We start from the raw sequence: 16174 nt of genomic DNA, 5'->3' as shown, positions 1-16174 counted from the left end.
TCTGTGCGGGCCGGCGGGCGCGGCCGGCGGTGCCGGCGTGGGACTGGCCGGGGGTGAGGCCCAGCTCTACGCGGCGGCCGACGACGTCGTCGGCGCGCTGGTCGGAGCCGGACTGCAGACCGTGGTCGACGGTGATGCCGCCGGCACGGATGCCGAGTTTGGGGGCTTCGAAGGCGAGGGCGGAGGCGAGCGCCATGGAGTCGGCGCCTCCGGAGCATGCGACGAGCACGAGCGGCGGAGCGGGCGGCTCGTGGGGGGTGGGCGCGGGTACGCGCCCGCTGTCGAGGGCGGGTACGGGGGTGAGTTCGGTCAGGACGTCGTGGAGTACGCGGCGAACCGCCAGGCGTATCGCCGCGACCGCAGGATGGGGACCCATGTCCGGTTCCCTTCATGAAGTTTTCGGGGGTGAACCCGGTGTCGGTCACTCAGAGTGTGTAGATGGTGACAGAACCGGGCCGTTCCCCGAGCATTGCACGCCTACCCAGGCCTCACGGTCCCTCGGACGGGTGATTGGAGGGGCGTTCACCTGCCGTCGGCCGGATTCGTTTCACGACCTTCCCGTAGGGTTCACGACTCGGCCTTGCGGTGCACCCGCGCGACCCAGTCCGCCGGTTTGGCGATCTCCGTCTTGGTCGGGAGTGTGTTCGGCGAAGTCCATACGCGGTTGAACCCGTCCATGCCGACCTGATCGACGACCGCGCGCACGAACCGCTCGCCGTCGCGGTACTGCCGGAGCTTGGCGTCCAGACCGAGCAGCTTGCGCAGGGCCATGTCCAGGCGGGAGGCCCCCTTGGCGCGGCGCTGCTGGAACTTCTCGCGGATCTCCGCCACGGAGGGGACGACGGCCGGGCCGACGCCGTCCATGACGAAGTCCGCATGCCCTTCGAGCAGCGACATCACGGCGGTGAGGCGGCCGAGGATCTCCCGCTGGGCGGGGGTCTGCACGATCTCCACGAGGGAGCGGCCCTCGTCCTCCTCGCCCTCGGGGCGCCCGCCCGCGAGTGACTGAGCGGCCTCCCTGATGCGCTCCAGGACGGTCATGGGGTCGACTTCGGTCTCCCCCAAGAAAGACTGGATTTCGCCCTCCAGGTGGTCGCGCAGCCAGGGCACGGCCGTGAACTGTGTCCGGTGCGTCTCCTCGTGCAGGCAGACCCAGAGGCGGAAGTCGTGGGGCTGTACGTCGAGTTCGCGCTCCACGTGGACGATGTTCGGCGCGACCAGCAGGAGTCGGCCACCGCCGTTCTCCCCCGCGGGGAGTTCGCGGGTCGCCGGGGCGAACGTCTCGTACTGCCCGAGGACCCTGGAGGACAGGAACGACAGCAGCATGCCCAGTTCGACGCCGGTCACCTTGCCGCCGACGGCGCCGAGGACGGCTCCGCCGGGGGTGCTGCCGCGACGTTCCTGCATCTTGTCCAGGAGGGGCTTGAGGATCTCCCGGAACCCGGCGACGTTCGCCCGCACCCAGCCGGGGCGGTCGACCACGAGGACCGGGGTGTCGTGAACACCCTCCGTGCCCAGCCGGGTGAAGCCCCGGACGTGCTCCTCCGAGGCCTTCGCATGCCGGCGCAGTTCCGCGACGATGGTCCTGGCCTCGTCACGACTCACCTCAGGGCCCGGCCTCACGAGCCGGGTCGCGGTCGCCACCGCGAGATTCCAGTCGACCATCTCGGCACCACCGATGCTCGTCATGCGTCAACCGTACGTGAGCGCGTCCGGCTGCGGTTAGGGGTGCGGCTCGGCTCGCCCCCTCGACCTGGGGCGGGCGGTGCCGCTGGTGCCCGCGGGGCCGGCCCGGTCGCGGCGGTCACCTGCAGCCGCAGGCCGCCAGGGCCGAAGCCGTGTGGTCCAGGGCCGATTGGGCCGTGAGCCGGTTGGTGGTGTCGGACGCCAGGAAGGCGAAGGCCAGGAGGCGGCCGTCGGTGTCGACGACGGTTCCGGCGAGGGTGTTGACGCCGGTGAGGGTGCCGGTCTTGGCGCGGACGACACCGGTGCCGGAGATGTCGTTGCCGTAGCGGTCGCGCAGGGTGCCGGTGAAGCCGGCGACCGGGAGGCCGGTCAGGATCGGGCGGAGTTCGGGGTGGGCCGGGTCGCCGGCCTCGGCGAGCAGCGCGGTGAGCAGTCCCGCGGTCAGCTTGTCGGCGCGGTCGAGGCCGCTGCCGTCGTGGAAATCGGCGCCCTTCAAGGGGACTTCGAGCTTCTTCAGCTGGGCGTGGATGGCCGCGGCGCCGCCCTGGAAGTCGGCCCTGCCGCCCGAGGCGAGGGCCGTCTGGCGGGCCAGTGCCTCCGCGATGTCGTTGTCACTGTTCGTCAGCATGCGCTCGACCAGGGCGGACAGCGGCGGGGAGGAGACCGAGGCGAGCGCCTCCGCGTGATCGCCGGCCTTGGAGAGGCCGGGCGAGGTCGTCTTGATGCCGTGGTCCTTGAGGAGGTCCGCGAACTTCGCGGCGGCGTCCGCGGCGGGGTCGAGGCTGCGGATCGCCGTGCCGCTGGTGGAGTCGTCGGTGCGGGCCTCGTCGGTCATCAGGGCGACGACCGGCGCGAGGTTGGCGTCCCTGCCGATGGGGTGGAGCTCGGAGCCGTCGTACAGCGAGGTGTCGTAGGAGAGCGTCACCTCGTCCAGGTGGCGCTTCTTCAGGGCCGCGGCCGTCCTGTCCGCGAGGGTGCGCAGGCTCGCCCAGCCTTCCGCGTCCCTGCGCGCGGTCAGGGTGGGGTCGCCGCCGCCGACGAGCACGACCTCCTTGGTGCCGGGCTCCAGGACGGTGCGGGTCCTGATGCGGTGGTCGGCGCCGGCCGCGGAGAGCGCGGCGGCGGCGGTGGCGATCTTCGTGGTGGAGGCCGGGGTCAGCGACTGGCCCGCCCCCTTGTCGTACAGCCGCTTGCCCGTTGCCACGTCGACGACGACGGCCGCCCGCTGCCTGCCCAGCGAGGGGTCGGCGAGGAGTGGGTCGAGGACGTCGGCGAGGGCCCGGCCGGCCGGCGCCGGGACGGAGTTCGCGGCGCCGCCGAGGCCGGTGAGCACGGTTGCGGCGCTGGGCGCGGGCCGCGGAGCCCTGGCGGACGTATCGGACGTACGGCCGTGATCTGTGCCACCCTCGGGGCCCTGCGATGCGGCCCAGTCGCGCTCGGCCGTACGCTGACCGGAGGAGTCCCAGGGACCGGCCGCGGCCACCGCCCCGGCCGCGAGTGCCAGGCCCACGGTGGCGGCAACGGCTGTGAGCTGGGGAGTCGTGAACCTCACGGGACGCGGCCGGACGGCGCGGGCGACCCGTACCACCTGTGGTTTCACGGTCCGCGCGACCCGCACCACATGCGGTCTCGCGGCCCGCCAGGCCTTCAGCTCTGGCACGACCACCAGCCCCTTTCGCGATCACACACCTGCGTGAGGGACACTTAACCACCAGAACTATGTGCTGATCATGGAGGAGCCACCGGTGGAGTTCGACGTCACGATCGAGATTCCGAAGGGTTCGCGGAACAAGTACGAGGTGGACCACGAGACCGGTCGGATCCGTTTGGACCGTCGACTCTTCACCTCGACCAGCTACCCGGCCGACTACGGCTTCGTCGAGAACACCCTCGGCGAGGACGGCGACCCGCTGGACGCGCTGGTCATCCTGGACGAGCCGACCTTCCCGGGCTGCCTCATCCAGTGCCGCACGATCGGCATGTTCCGCATGACGGACGAGGCCGGCGGCGACGACAAGCTGCTGTGCGTCCCGGCGCACGACCCGCGCGTGGAGCACCTGCGCGACATCCACCACGTGTCGGAGTTCGACCGTCTGGAGATCCAGCACTTCTTCGAGGTCTACAAGGACCTGGAGCCCGGCAAGTCCGTCGAGGGCGCCAACTGGGTGGGCCGTACGGACGCCGAGATCGAGATCGAGCGGTCCTACAAGCGTTTCAAGGAGTCCGGCGGCCACTGAACCCCGTGACCCAGTGAGCAGCGGGCCGTGCGGTCCTCCCCCGGGGGGCCGCGCGGCCCGTTCGCGTATACGTGCGCATACTGGGCGTACTGGAGGTGCGAGTCGGGAGCGGTGGGGTGACAGAGCCGGACGCGGAAGACCGTAAGCCGCAGTCGGACGAGGCGAGGAGTGCGTTCAGCCAGCCGGCGGGGGTGGTGCCGCCGGTTGCCGCTGTCGTAGACAACGAGTCGTCGACGACGTCCGAGTTCGCGCTGCCGAAGGGGCTGGACGTTCCCCAGCCGCCCGCCGCCGACTCCGAGGGCTCGGCCTTCAGCACCCCGCGCACCTACAGCGCCAAGCATGCGCCGCCCGCCTTCACGCCGGCCGCCGGCATCCCCGTGGTCAGCCTGACCAAGGACGCGCCCTGGCAGGACCGGATGCGCACGATGCTGCGCATGCCGGTGGCCGAGCGGCCCGCGCCGGAGGCGATGCACAAGGAGGACGAGGCGGGGCCTGCCGTCCCGCGCGTGCTGGACCTGACGCTGCGTATCGGCGAGCTGCTGCTCGCGGGCGGTGAGGGCGCCGAGGACGTGGAGGCGGCGATGTTCGCCGTGTGCCGCTCCTACGGCCTCGACCGCTGCGAGCCGAACGTCACCTTCACCCTGCTGTCGATCTCGCACCAGCCGTCGCTGGTCGAGGATCCGGTGACGGCGTCGCGGACGGTACGGCGGCGGGTCACCGACTACACGCGGCTCGCGGCCGTGTTCCGGCTCGTGGACGATCTGAGCGACCCGGACACGGCGATCTCCCTGGAGGAGGCCTACCGGCGCCTCGCGGAGATGCGCCGCAACCGGCACCCGTACCCCGGCTGGGTGCTGACCGCCTCCAGCGGGCTGCTCGCGGGTGCGGCCTCGATCCTGGTCGGCGGTGACGCGGTCGTCTTCGTCGCCGCCGCGCTCGGCGCGATGCTCGGCGACCGGCTCGCATGGCTGTGCGCGGGGCGCGGGCTGCCGGAGTTCTACCAGTTCACCGCTGCCGCCATGCCGCCCGCCGCGATCGGGGTCGCGCTCACACTGGCGGACGTCGATGTGAAGGCGTCCGCGGTGATCACCGGTGGACTGTTCGCGCTGCTGCCGGGGCGGGCGCTCGTCGCGGGCGTGCAGGACGGTCTCACCGGCTTCTACATCACCGCCTCCGCCCGCCTGCTGGAGGTCATGTACTTCTTCGTGGGCATCGTGGTGGGCGTGCTGCTGGTGCTCTACTTCGGCGTGAAACTGGGCGCCGAGCTCAACCCCGACGCAACGCTCGGCATCTCCGAGCGGCCGCTGCTGCAGATCGCCGCGTCCATGCTGCTGTCGCTCACCTTCGCGGTGCTGCTCCAGCAGGAACGGTCCACCGTGCTGGCGGTGACGCTCAACGGGGGCGTCGCCTGGAGCGTGTACGGCGCGATGCACTACGCCGGCGAGATCTCACCGGTCGCCTCCACGGCGGTGGCGGCGGGGCTGGTCGGGCTGTTCGGGCAGTTGCTGTCCCGCTACCGGTTCGCGTCCGCGCTGCCGTACACGACCGCCGCGATCGGGCCCCTGCTGCCCGGCTCCTCGACGTACTTCGGGCTGCTGTCCATCGCCAAGAACGAGGTCGACGCGGGACTGGTGTCCCTCACCAAGGCCGCCGCCCTCGCCATGGCCATCGCGATCGGCGTGAACCTGGGGTCGGAGATCTCCCGTCTGTTCCTGCGGGTGCCGGGCGGCTCCGCCGGGGCACGCCGGGCCGCCAAACGGACCCGGGGGTTCTGAGCCGCCCCGCCCCTCAGGGGGCGCGGTAGCCCTGCCCCTGGCCCTGGTCGTACGGGTACTGCGGGTCGTACGGCTGCTGCGGATACTGCTGCGCGTAGGGCTGCTGCGGCGCGTACGGCTGCTGGGGCTGCGGCTCGGCGTAGTACTGGTCGTAGCCCTGGTCGGAGCCGTAAGGCTGCTGGTGGCCCTGCTGCGGGTCGTACGGCTGCTGCGGGTTCTGCGTGTAGTTCTGGTCGCCGTACGGCTGCTGTTGCTGCTGTTGCTGCTGCTGCTGCTGGTGGTGGTTGTGCTGGGTCGGCGGTACGGCGCGCAGCTGGGTCGTGGCGTCGTCCATGACCGGCGGCTGCTGGTACTGCTGCTGCGGGGCCGAGGACTGCTGCGGCGCCGCGGGCTGCTGCGGGTTCTTCTTGGACTTGGAGCGCGCCCGCAGGAACTCGATGGCGATCGGCACCACCGAGACGAGGACGATCAGGATGAGGATCGCCTCGATGTTCTTGTGCACGAAGTCGATGTTGCCGAGCCAGGAGCCGAGCAGGGTGACGCCCGCGCCCCACAGGACGCCACCGATGACGTTGAAGGTGAGGAACGAGCGGTACTTCATGCCGCTGACGCCCGCGATGATCGGCGTGAACGTGCGCACGATGGGCACGAAACGAGCCAGGACCAGGGACTTGGGCCCGTACTTCTCGAAAAACTCGTGGGCCTTGACCACGTTCTCCTGCTTGAAGAGGCGGGAGTTCGGGCGGGTGAAGAGCGAGGGGCCGACCTTCTTGCCGAACATGTAACCCGCCTGGTCACCGAGGATCGCGGCGAGGCAGATCAGCGCGATGGCCGCCCAGAGCGGGAAGTCCAGCTTGTGCGACGTGATCAGCAGACCGCAGGTGAACAGCAGCGAGTCGCCCGGCAGGAAGAAGCCGATGAGCAGGCCGGACTCGGCGAAGACGATGAGCAGCAGGCCCCAGATGCCGAAGTTGTCCAGGAGCGTGTTCGGATCCAGCCAGCTTGGACCAAGGGCAAGCGTCGTCACGGTTGGGGGCTCCTGAGGGGTGGAGGAAGGACGGGGTCCTGGTACGGCCGCCCAAAGCTATCAACGCTGTGGGTCCGCACCAGGTTCCACCGATGCCTCCAGGATGCCCTGTGTAATCACTGGGACAAAGCTGTGAGCCCTCCGGCCACCGCCCGGCCCGGCTCGGGGCCTACGCGCCGTGGCGTGCGGCGTTCGCCTCGATCGCGTCCCTCAGGTGCTCGGCGAGGCCCGGGCGCATGGAGTCGTAGAACTCCTTGAACCGCTCGTCGGACACGTACATCCCGCCGAGGCCCTGGTGGACGTCGTAGGGGCACTCGTAGAACCAGGTGGTGATGTGCAGTCGGTGCTCCTCGGCCATGTCCATGGCCGCTTCGCCGGTCGGCGGCTCGCCCGCGGCCATGAGCGCGTCGTAGCGCTCGCCCCAGGAGGCCACCTCGGCCTGCATCCGCTTCCAGTCGTCCTTGGTGTAGGCGGCCGCGCGGCGCTGCGACTCGGCGTACGCCTCGGTACCGCCCCAGCGCTGTTCCGCCTCGTCGGCGTACTGCTCCGGATCCTTGTCCCCGAAGACCTCGAACTTCTCCTCGGGCGTGAGGTTGATGCCCATTCTGCGTGCCTCCATGGCGTTCTCCACGGCCGCGGCCATCTTCTGCAGTCTCTCGATCCGGGCGGTCAGCAGTTCGTGCTGCCGGCGCAGGTGTGCGCGCGGGTCCGCGGCCGGATCGTCCAGCAGGGCGGCGACCTCGTCGAGCGGGAAGCCGAGCTCCCGGTAGAACAGGATCTGCTGCAGCCGGTCGAGGTCGGCGTCGTCGTAGCGCCGATGGCCCGCGTGGCTGCGCCCGCCCGGGGCGAGCAGGCCGATCTCGTCGTAGTGGTGCAGCGTGCGCACCGTGATTCCGGCGAAACCGGCGACCTGGCCGACTGAGTAGCTCACTTCCGTTCCTTCCCGCTTCTCGGTACGCGCTTCAGACTGGGTCCTCACGTCGCGTGAGGTGCAAGTCCCTTTCCCGGCCGGGCGGCGTCTCCGGGATGTCGTGTCCGTTTTGCCCGCTTATGGTGAGCCCGTGGCCCAGGAGACGACGCAGCAGGCATCGACCCCGACCGCCCCCGCGCGCGCCCTGCTGCCGCTGATCCTCCCGGCACTCGTCGTCGGCGTGGGCGCGAGTCTCCTCTTCCTGGCCGTGAGCGGACTCGCGGAGCAGCTCCAGGACGTGCTGTGGCAGAACCTGCCCGACGCGCTGGGGATCGGCCGCTACTCGGTGTTCTGGATGCTCGTCATGCTCACCTCGACCGGCGTACTGGTCGGACTCGTGGTGTGGAAGGTGCCGGGACACGCGGGGCCCGACCCGGCGACCACCGGTCTTGAGGCTCCCGCACTACCGCTCGGGACCCTGCCGGGGCTGGTCCTCGCGACCGCGCTGATGCTGGCGGGCGGGCCGAGCCTCGGCCCGGAGAACCCGATCATCGCGGTCAACATCGGGCTGACGTTCTGGCTGGGCCGCAGGCTGCTGCCACGGTTGCCGGGCGGGCTGTGGGTGATGCTGGCCGAGGCCGCGACGATCGGTGCCCTCTTCGGTACGCCGGTGGCGGCGGCCCTGATCATCTCCGAGGCGCTCGCCGGGCGGAAGGTCCAGGGGCTGCTGTGGGACCACGTCTTCGCGCCGCTCGGCGCCGCCGCGGCCGGGGCCGTGACCACCACCCTGGTGGCCCATCCCACCTTCGACCTCGATCTGCCGCCCATCGGGCACCCCGGCTGGGCCGATCTGCTGGCGGCGCCGGTGGTCGCGTCGGTCGCGGCCGTGCTCGGCATGGTCGCCGTGTACGCCTTCCCCTACGTCCACGCCGGCTTCTCGCGCCTGCGCCACCCCATGGTGGCGCTTCCGCTCGGCGGACTCGTACTGGGCCTTCTGGGGGCCCTGGGCGGCCATCTGACGCTCTTCAAGGGCCTGGACGAGGTCGCGGAGCTGGCGCACGATCCGGAGGGCTGGTCGGCCGGGGAGTTCGCCACGATGACGGTGGTGAAGCTGGCCGCGCTGCTCGTGGCCGCGTCGTGCGGGTTCCGCGGTGGGCGGATCTTCCCCGGGGTCTTCATCGGGGCGGCTCTCGGGCTGTGCGCGCACGCGCTCGTGTCGGGCGTGCAGCCCGCGGTCGGTGTCGCCTCGGGTGTCCTGGGCATGCTCCTGGCCATCACCCGGCAGGGCTGGGTGAGCCTGTTCACGGCCGCCGTGCTGGTGGCCTCGCCCGCGATCCTCGCCCTGCTCTGCATCGCCTCGCTGCCGGCCTGGCTGCTGGTGACCGGCCGACCGCAGATGCAACTGCGCGAGGACGGAACCCCGATCCGCTGAACCTCTCCGTGACCGCCCACGACCGCCTTGAGGAGAACCGCCCGTGCCGCTCCACAAAGGACCCGAGAAGCCCGACGAGCGCCCGCTGTCCGTCAACCCCTTCTTCGGGGAGGCGAATCCGGTCGGCGAGATGACCGAGGCCCCGGCCAAGCACCGGCTCCCGAAGGACCCGCTGCCGCCCGCGACGGCGTACCAACTGGTCCACGACGAGCTGATGCTGGACGGCAACTCCCGGCTGAACCTGGCCACGTTCGTCACGACCTGGATGGAGCCGCAGGCCGCGCAGCTGATGGCGGAGTGCCGGGACAAGAACATGATCGACAAGGACGAGTACCCGCGCACCGCCGAGCTGGAGAAGCGGTGCGTGGCGATGCTCGCCGACCTGTGGAACGCGCCCGATCCCTCGGCGGCCGTGGGCTGTTCGACCACCGGGTCGAGCGAGGCGTGCATGCTCGCGGGGATGGCGCTCAAGCGGCGCTGGGCGCAGCGCAACGCGGACCGGTACCCCGGCGCGCGGCCCAACCTCGTGATGGGCGTCAACGTCCAGGTGTGCTGGGAGAAGTTCTGCAACTTCTGGGAGGTCGAGGCACGCCAAGTGCCCATGGAGGGCGACCGGTTCCACCTCGACCCGCAGGCCGCCGCCGAGCTGTGCGACGAGAACACCATCGGGGTCGTGGGCATCCTCGGGTCCACCTTCGACGGGTCCTACGAGCCGATCGCCGAGCTGTGCGCGGCACTCGACGCGCTCCAGGAGCGGACCGGGCTCGACGTCCCGGTGCACGTGGACGGCGCGTCCGGGGCGATGGTCGCGCCCTTCCTCGACGAGGACCTGGTCTGGGACTTCCGGCTGCCGCGGGTGGCGTCGATCAACACCTCGGGGCACAAGTACGGGCTGGTGTACCCGGGGGTCGGCTGGGCGCTGTGGCGCGACAAGGAGTCGCTTCCCGAGGAACTCGTGTTCCGCGTCAACTACCTGGGCGGCGACATGCCGACCTTCGCGCTCAACTTCTCCCGGCCCGGCGCCCAGGTCGTCGCCCAGTACTACACGTTCCTGCGGCTGGGCCGCGAGGGCTACCGGGCGGTGCAGCAAACAACCCGGGACGTGGCGCGGGGGCTCGCCGACCGGGTCGAGGCGCTCGGTGACTTCCGACTCCTCACGCGCGGCGACGAGTTGCCGGTGTTCGCCTTCACGACCGCGCCCGACGTCACCGCGTACGACGTCTTCGACGTGTCCCGGCGGCTGCGCGAACGCGGCTGGCTGGTGCCCGCGTACACCTTCCCGGAGAACCGCCAGGACCTGTCGGTGCTGCGGGTGGTGTGCCGCAACGGGTTCTCCTCCGACCTCGCCGAGCTGTTCATGGAGGATCTCGGCCGCCTGCTGCCCGAACTGCGCCGGCAGCCGCATCCGTTCACGCACGACAAGGGTGCGGCGACCGGGTTCCATCACTGAGGGCGGGCTTCTCACGAGGGGTCCCCGTGTCTTCTCGTGGCTCGAAAGCGTCTGTACGATGCCTGCGCCCTTGGGCCCTTGTCGGGAGATGTCCCGCGAGGGCCCTTCTTCTCACCGTGGGGATGCATATGCGCATACGCGCTTCGGTCGCCGCTCTGTCCGGCGCCCTGGTTCTCTCTTCGGCTCTGGTGTCTCCCGCCGCCGCGCAGGCGCACGCGGGGCCGATGACCAGTGACGACACGACGATCACGAAGGTCGTCGTCAACGGCGGCAAGGACCTCGTCCTCGGCACCACCGCCAAGAAGTCGTTCACCGCCACGGTGACCGCGGCCGATCCGGACGGCGTCACCGCCGGCTGGGTCGCCCTGTGGCACGGCACCTCCTTCGACGATCAGGGAAGGGACGCCGTGCTGACGCCCGCGGAGGAGGGAACGGGCTCCTGCGTGGCAGACACCCCCCAGACCTCGACGTGCACGGTCCACTTCACCGTGGACCCGAAGACCGACCTGACCAAGAACGCCTATGCGGGCACCTGGCACGCGTACGCCATCGCGTACGGCCGCCCGAGCGGTTCCACCAACGACGGATACGCCGGCAGCGTGCGGATCAAGCGCAACACCACGCTGACCGCGAACGCCTCGCCCGAGCCGGTGACCCACGGCCGGACCGTCACGGTCAAGGGCACGCTCACCCGCGCCGACTGGGAGAGCGGCACATACGCGGGCCGGAGCAACGTGTCGGTGAAGCTCCAGTTCCGCAAGGTGGACAGCAGCACGTACACCACCCTCAAGACCGTCACCAGCGGCTCCGGCGGAGCGGTGACGGCCACCACCACCGCGACGAGCGACGGGTACTACCGCTTCTCGTACGCAGGCACCACGGCCACCGACGCCGCGACATCGGCCGGCGACTTCGTCAACGTCCAGTAGGGACCCGGAACCCGCTTCCCGGGCCCAGGGAAGCGGGGGCTTCCGCCGTCGAGGTCAGTCGCGGTCCCCCGGATGCGGCGTCCCCGTCGCGTACGGGTTCTTCTCGCCCTCCGCGAGGACGCCCACGAACGGCTCGCCCTCACCGGCGAAGGTGTAGGCGCCGGCCTCGATGCGCTGGATGAGGCCCTGGGTCCACTCGGCGTCCGCATCGGCCGTGTGCAGCCAGAGGTTCATGATCTCGCCGATGTGGCCGAGCTGTTCGGGGCCTTCCTCGGGGATGTAGTGCTCGGTGACGGAGGTCCGCCACTGCTCGATCCGCCGGATCCGCTCCTTCAGGAGCGCCAGGGCCTCCTCGCGCGGCAGGTCGACGACGGCCCCGATGGCCGCCGTCTTCACGTCCATCTTCTGGTCGTAGGAGGTCAACGCCTCGCGCAGCAGAGCGAAGTACTCCTCGTTGCCGGCGTCCGTGATCTCGTACTCGGTGCGCGGTGGCCCGCCCGCCGTGGACGGCGCGATCTCGTGGGCGTGCAGCAGACCCTGCTTGGCCATCTGCTTGAGCGCGTGGTAGATCGAGCCGGGCTTGGCGTTGGACCACTCGTGCGCACCCCAGTACTCCAGATCGCCCCGCACCTGGTAGCCGTGGGCCCGCCCGTGCTGGCGGACGGCACCGAGCACGAGGAGACGGATCGCTGACATGCGGGCCACATTAGGCCCCCGGCGTCAACCCTTCTGTGCGCGGGCCACCAGCTCGAAGGCGGTCGCGCCGTCCAGGGACTCCCGGATGATGTCGGCGTGACCGGCGTGCCGGGCGATCTCCTCGACGAGGTGCAGCATCAGCCAGCGCATCGACACATCCCCCTTGGGGAACCAGGGCGCCTCGGGCAGCGGGAAGGTGTCGTCCATCGAGTCCACGGACCGGATGAACTCCTCGGTCTCACTCGTCACGCCGTCCCAGAACGCGAGGACCCCGGCCAGGGTCTCGTCGCCCTCCACCTGGAAGCCGTCTCCCCAGGTCTCCTGGGTGCGCGCCCGCTCGTTGGGCTTCTGCTGGGCCAGCCGCAGCCAGTTGAGCTCGCACTCGGCGACGTGCTTGACGAGCCCGAACAGGGACAGCTCGCTGGCGCTCGGCGTCCGTGTCGCCTGCTCGTCGCTCAGGCCGAGCACCGCGCGCCGCAGCCCGCCGCGCTGGGCCTCGACAAAGGCCAGCAGTGCGCCGCGCTCGTCTCCGTGCGCCTCTGCGGGAACGTGAGTGACCATGACCGGCCGCCTTCCATCGTGTCGCCTTCTTGCCTGACACCGATGAGGCTACGGGCCCTTTAGGTCAGGTTCTGTCCTCAAGGGCCCGGCGCGTCAGGAATGGCTCAGAACGGGAAACGGCTGCGCCCGTGCTGGACCGAGATCCACTTCTGGGTGGTGAACGACTCCACCGTCGCGTCGCCGTTGAGGCGGCCGACCCCGGAGGCCTTCTCGCCGCCGAAGGCGACCTGCGGCTCGTCGTGGACGGTGCCGTCGTTGACGTGGAACATGCCGGTGTCGATCTGCTTGGCGAAGTTCACGCCGCGCTCGACGTCCGCCGTGTGGACGGCGCCGCTGAGGCCGTACGGGGTGTCGTTGACGATGCGGACGGCCTCCTCCTCGCCGTCGAAGGGGACGAGCAGGGCGACGGGGCCGAAGACCTCCTGGCGGAGGATGGCGGCGTCGGCGGGCAGGTCCGTCAGGACGCTCGGCTCGACCAGCGTGTCCCTCGTGGTGCCGTGCACGAGCGCGGTGGCGCCCTCGGCGATCGCCTGGTCGACGGCGCTGGTGATCGCGTCCGCCTGGGAGGAGTTGATGACCGGGCCGATGACCGTCTCGGGGTCGTTGGGGTCGCCCGTCTTGAGCGAACCGACCTTGGCGACGAACTTCCGGGTGAACTCCTCGGCGATGCTGCGGTCGACCAGGACGCGGTTCGCGGCCATGCAGACCTGGCCCTGGTGGACGAACCGGCTGAAGACGGCCGCGTCCACGGCGTAGTCGATGTCCGCGTCGTCGAGCACCACGAGCGCGCTGTTGCCGCCGAGTTCGAGGACGGAGCGCTTGAAGTGCGAGGCGCAGACGGTGCCCACGTGCCGGCCGACCTTGTCGGAGCCGGTGAAGGAGATGACCTTCGCGAGCGGGTGCTCCAGGAAGGCGTCGCCGATCTCCGCGATGTCGGTGATCACGACGTTCAGCAGGCCGCCCGGCAGACCCGCCTCCTCGAAGATCTTCGCGACCAGGGAGCCGCCGACGATCGGCGTGTTCTGGTGCGGCTTGAGGACCACGCCGTTGCCCAGCGCCAGCGCCGGGGCGACGGACTTCATGGAGAGCAGGAAGGGGAAGTTGAAGGGGCTGATCACGCCGACGACGCCGACCGGGACGCGGTAGAGGCGGTTCTCCTTGCCTTCGACCGGCGAGGGAATGATTCTTCCCTCGGGGCGCAGCACCAGGTTGATCGACTCGCGCAGGAACTCCTTGGCGAGGTGCAGTTCGAAGCCGGCCTTGAGGTGCGTGCCGCCGAGCTCGGCGATGATGGCCTCGGCGATCTCCTGCTCGCGGTCCTCGATGATCCGCAGGGCCTTCTCGAAGACCGCCCTGCGCGCGTACGCGTTGGTCGCCGCCCATTCCTTCTGGGCACGCGAGGCAGCGCGGTACGCCTGATCGACCTCGTCCACCGTGGCTATGGTGATCGATGCGAGCTTCTCGCCGTCGTACGGGTTGAAGTCGATGATGTCCCAGGAACCGGTGCCCGGACGCCACTCGCCGTCGATGTACTGCTGGGCCAGGTCCGTGAAGTAGGGCGACATGAGCTCCTCGATCCCTCAATCCCTGTGCTGCCGAAGCAGACATCCGCGATCACACCCTGATCACGCGTCATCGTACTTGTGTTTCAAGGGAGTTGGGGAACAGTACGGGACACCCGGTGAAGACTCTCAGGAGAGCTGGAGAAGCCCCCTGAGCAGGTCGCGGCTCTCGTCCGGGCCGGGGCTGTCCTGCTGGAGCTGCTTGAGCGCCGACTCGTACTGCGCGACGTCCTCGCGCTTGTCCAGATAGAGCGCGCTGCTGAGCTGCTCCAGATAGACGACGTCGGAGAGGTCGGACTCCGGGAAGCTCAGGATCGTGAAGGAGCCGCTCTCGCCCGAGTGCCCGCCGAAGCTGAACGGCATGACCTGCAGGCGTACGTTCGGCCGCTCCGACACCTCGATCAGATGCTGGAGTTGGCCGCGCATCACCTCGCGGTCGCCGTACGGGCGGCGCAGCGCGGCCTCGTCGAGGACGATGTGGAACTCGGGGGCGTGCTCGGAGACGAGGTACTTCTGGCGCTCCAGGCGCAGCGCGACCCGGCGCTCGATGTCCGCGGTGCTCGCGCCCCTCATGCCGCGCCGGACGACCGCGTGGGCGTACGCCTCGGTCTGCAACAGGCCGTGCACGAACTGCACTTCGTAGCAGCGGATGAGGTGGGCGGCGCCTTCGAGGCCGACATAGGTCGGGAACCAGCTGGGCAGGACGTCGGAGTAACTGTGCCACCAGCCCGCGACGTTGGCTTCCTTCGCGAGGGACACGAGCGAGGTGCGCTCCGCCTCGTCCGTGATGCCGTACAGCGTCAACAGGTCCTCGACGTCACGCGTCTTGAAGCTCACCCGTCCCAACTCCATGCGGCTGATCTTCGATTCGGAGGCACGGATCGAGTAGCCGGCCGCTTCGCGGGTGATGCCATGTGCCTCACGCAGTCGCCTGAGGTGCGATCCCAGCAGCATCCGTCGCACCACCGAGCCGCTCGATTCCCCAGCGCTCACGTTCGTCAGCCTCCCCAGCCGTCCTCGGACGCCGAAGTCTGCCACTAAAACACTTCGAGCTGTACTCGTCCGGTTACAGAAACGGAAAGTAGTTGAAGGAGTGGCACAGGAACAGATCAGGAGAAGGAAAGAAAGAGGGGAGAAGACGGCAGAAGAAATGCCCAAGAAGCGGTACTCGAAGGTCCAATTCGGGCGCGTGCACGTGCATCTGCCCTTGCATCTGCTGTACGCATTCGGAACCATGGTCTCGCGCCACCGCTGCATCGCAACGACCGCGAACCCCGGGAGTGCCTCGCATGGGGACGAATGGATCGACCATGCTCGAGCCGTTACGGCAGGGGCTTCCGCCGCTCGACCCCGCGGCCGTGTCCAACGCTGCTTCCTGCGCTCTGCCGCCCCGCTACGAAGCGGTGCGCGACGCGCGGCAGTTCACGCGAAGAACGCTCGACCAGTGGGACATAGGCGAGCGCTTCGACGACGTCTGCCTGGTGGTCTCCGAACTCGTCACCAACGCGCTGCGCCACGCCCTGCCCTCGGACACACCACGTCCGGACGACCAGGGTCCGCCCGTGCGGCTGCACTTGATGCGGTGGACCTCGCGTCTGGTGTGCGCGGTGCGCGACCCCAGCCACGACAGTCCCGTCGCGGGCGACTCGGAGGACTTCTCGGCGGAGTCGGGCCGCGGCCTCTTCCTGGTCGACTCGTTCGCCGACAGCTGGGGCTGGCACCCGCTCGCGGGGACGCTCAGCGGCAAGGTCGTGTGGGCGCTCTTCCGGCTGCCGCAGCCGGCCTCCGCCGAATGAAGAACCGCGGGGGCCTTCCGCGCCGCGGGGGGTACCGCCGTTACCACCGGCGCGGACGGGGGGCGCACCGTGCCCCCCCCCGGGCGCCCCAGGGGAGGACATCCGGAGTGGCG

The 16174-nt window shown here is 70.0% G+C and carries 15 protein-coding genes; 6 read left to right on the top strand and 9 right to left on the bottom strand.

From position 1 onward, the window contains the following. From ABZS97_RS39060 to dacB, 3 genes are all read right to left on the bottom strand, one after another. A partial coding sequence (locus tag ABZS97_RS39060; protein WP_356146497.1) for an ATP-binding protein occupies positions 1-376 on the bottom strand: 376 nt, incomplete at its 3' end. Between the two features lie 191 nt (positions 377-567). Beyond that, positions 568-1689 carry a zinc-dependent metalloprotease gene (locus tag ABZS97_RS39055; RefSeq protein WP_356146494.1) on the bottom strand — a complete coding sequence of 374 codons (1122 nt, stop codon included), beginning with the start codon at positions 1687-1689 and terminating at the stop codon, positions 568-570. A 115-nt stretch (positions 1690-1804) separates the two neighbouring features. Next, on the bottom strand, positions 1805-3352 hold the full coding sequence (gene dacB / locus ABZS97_RS39050) for a D-alanyl-D-alanine carboxypeptidase/D-alanyl-D-alanine-endopeptidase (RefSeq protein WP_356146487.1): 1548 nt from the start codon (positions 3350-3352) through the stop codon (positions 1805-1807). Positions 3353-3431: 79 nt separating this feature from the next. On the opposite strand from dacB, the gene ABZS97_RS39045 reads away from it, so the two are divergent. Continuing rightward, complete coding sequence (locus tag ABZS97_RS39045; protein ID WP_356146508.1) at positions 3432-3923, top strand: inorganic diphosphatase; 492 nt, start codon at positions 3432-3434, stop codon at positions 3921-3923. Between the two features lie 116 nt (positions 3924-4039). Next, positions 4040-5698 (top strand): threonine/serine exporter family protein, encoded by a 1659-nt coding sequence (locus tag ABZS97_RS39040; RefSeq protein ID WP_356146482.1) that lies wholly within the window; start codon positions 4040-4042, stop codon positions 5696-5698. 13 nt (positions 5699-5711) lie between these two features. Here the strand turns inward: ABZS97_RS39040 and ABZS97_RS39035 are convergent, their stop codons facing one another. Together ABZS97_RS39035 and ABZS97_RS39030 are read right to left on the bottom strand one after the other, a co-directional pair. After that, positions 5712-6725, bottom strand: a complete 1014-nt coding sequence (locus tag ABZS97_RS39035) for a VTT domain-containing protein (protein WP_356146479.1) — start codon at positions 6723-6725, stop codon at positions 5712-5714. Between the two features lie 169 nt (positions 6726-6894). After that, positions 6895-7656: a MerR family transcriptional regulator gene (locus ABZS97_RS39030; RefSeq protein ID WP_356146476.1), complete on the bottom strand. Its 762-nt coding sequence runs from the start codon at positions 7654-7656 to the stop codon at positions 6895-6897. A gap of 130 nt (positions 7657-7786) precedes the next feature. Here ABZS97_RS39030 and ABZS97_RS39025 point away from each other — a divergent pair, with 130 nt between their 5' ends. From ABZS97_RS39025 to ABZS97_RS39015, 3 genes are all read left to right on the top strand, one after another. Further along, positions 7787-9067 carry an ion channel protein gene (locus ABZS97_RS39025; protein WP_356146473.1) on the top strand — a complete coding sequence of 427 codons (1281 nt, stop codon included), beginning with the start codon at positions 7787-7789 and terminating at the stop codon, positions 9065-9067. A 43-nt stretch (positions 9068-9110) separates the two neighbouring features. Beyond that, on the top strand, positions 9111-10517 hold the full coding sequence (locus ABZS97_RS39020; protein ID WP_356146470.1) for a glutamate decarboxylase: 1407 nt from the start codon (positions 9111-9113) through the stop codon (positions 10515-10517). Positions 10518-10645: 128 nt separating this feature from the next. Then, positions 10646-11446, top strand: coding sequence for a hypothetical protein (locus tag ABZS97_RS39015; protein ID WP_356146467.1), 801 nt, complete (start codon positions 10646-10648; stop codon positions 11444-11446). 54 nt (positions 11447-11500) lie between these two features. On the opposite strand, the gene ABZS97_RS39010 is transcribed toward ABZS97_RS39015, so the two are convergent. The 4 genes from ABZS97_RS39010 to ABZS97_RS38995 form a co-directional block, all read right to left on the bottom strand. Next, on the bottom strand, positions 11501-12142 hold the full coding sequence (locus tag ABZS97_RS39010; protein WP_356146464.1) for a PadR family transcriptional regulator: 642 nt from the start codon (positions 12140-12142) through the stop codon (positions 11501-11503). A gap of 24 nt (positions 12143-12166) precedes the next feature. Continuing rightward, positions 12167-12703, bottom strand: a complete 537-nt coding sequence (locus tag ABZS97_RS39005) for a DinB family protein (RefSeq protein WP_356146461.1) — start codon at positions 12701-12703, stop codon at positions 12167-12169. A gap of 104 nt (positions 12704-12807) precedes the next feature. Continuing rightward, complete coding sequence (locus ABZS97_RS39000; protein ID WP_356146458.1) at positions 12808-14268, bottom strand: aldehyde dehydrogenase family protein; 1461 nt, start codon at positions 14266-14268, stop codon at positions 12808-12810. A gap of 126 nt (positions 14269-14394) precedes the next feature. Further along, the gene (locus ABZS97_RS38995) at positions 14395-15219 is read right to left on the bottom strand and encodes a helix-turn-helix transcriptional regulator (RefSeq protein WP_356146500.1); all 825 of its coding nucleotides are present in this window, start codon (positions 15217-15219) and stop codon (positions 14395-14397) included. A gap of 356 nt (positions 15220-15575) precedes the next feature. On the opposite strand from ABZS97_RS38995, the gene ABZS97_RS38990 reads away from it, so the two are divergent. Then, entirely contained in the window at positions 15576-16061 is a 486-nt protein-coding gene (locus tag ABZS97_RS38990; protein ID WP_356146455.1) for an ATP-binding protein, read from the top strand. Positions 16062-16174: the final 113 nt, after the last annotated feature.

The organism is Streptomyces sp. NPDC005485 (assembly GCF_040606085.1).
Classification (GTDB): Bacteria; Actinomycetota; Actinomycetes; order Streptomycetales; family Streptomycetaceae; genus Streptomyces.
Note: the sequence above shows the minus strand (reverse complement) of the source record. Positions and strands in the feature narration are given on the sequence as shown.

Coding starts and splice junctions, on each gene's coding strand:
- ABZS97_RS39055 (WP_356146494.1), bottom strand. CDS start 1,689: ATGACGAGCATCGGTGGTGCCGAGATGGTCGACTGGAATCTCGCGGTG.
- ABZS97_RS39015 (WP_356146467.1), top strand. CDS start 10,646: ATGCGCATACGCGCTTCGGTCGCCGCTCTGTCCGGCGCCCTGGTTCTC.
- ABZS97_RS39010 (WP_356146464.1), bottom strand. CDS start 12,142: ATGTCAGCGATCCGTCTCCTCGTGCTCGGTGCCGTCCGCCAGCACGGG.
- ABZS97_RS39005 (WP_356146461.1), bottom strand. CDS start 12,703: ATGGTCACTCACGTTCCCGCAGAGGCGCACGGAGACGAGCGCGGCGCA.
- ABZS97_RS39000 (WP_356146458.1), bottom strand. CDS start 14,268: ATGTCGCCCTACTTCACGGACCTGGCCCAGCAGTACATCGACGGCGAG.
- ABZS97_RS38995 (WP_356146500.1), bottom strand. CDS start 15,219: ATGCTGCTGGGATCGCACCTCAGGCGACTGCGTGAGGCACATGGCATC.
- ABZS97_RS38990 (WP_356146455.1), top strand. CDS start 15,576: ATGCTCGAGCCGTTACGGCAGGGGCTTCCGCCGCTCGACCCCGCGGCC.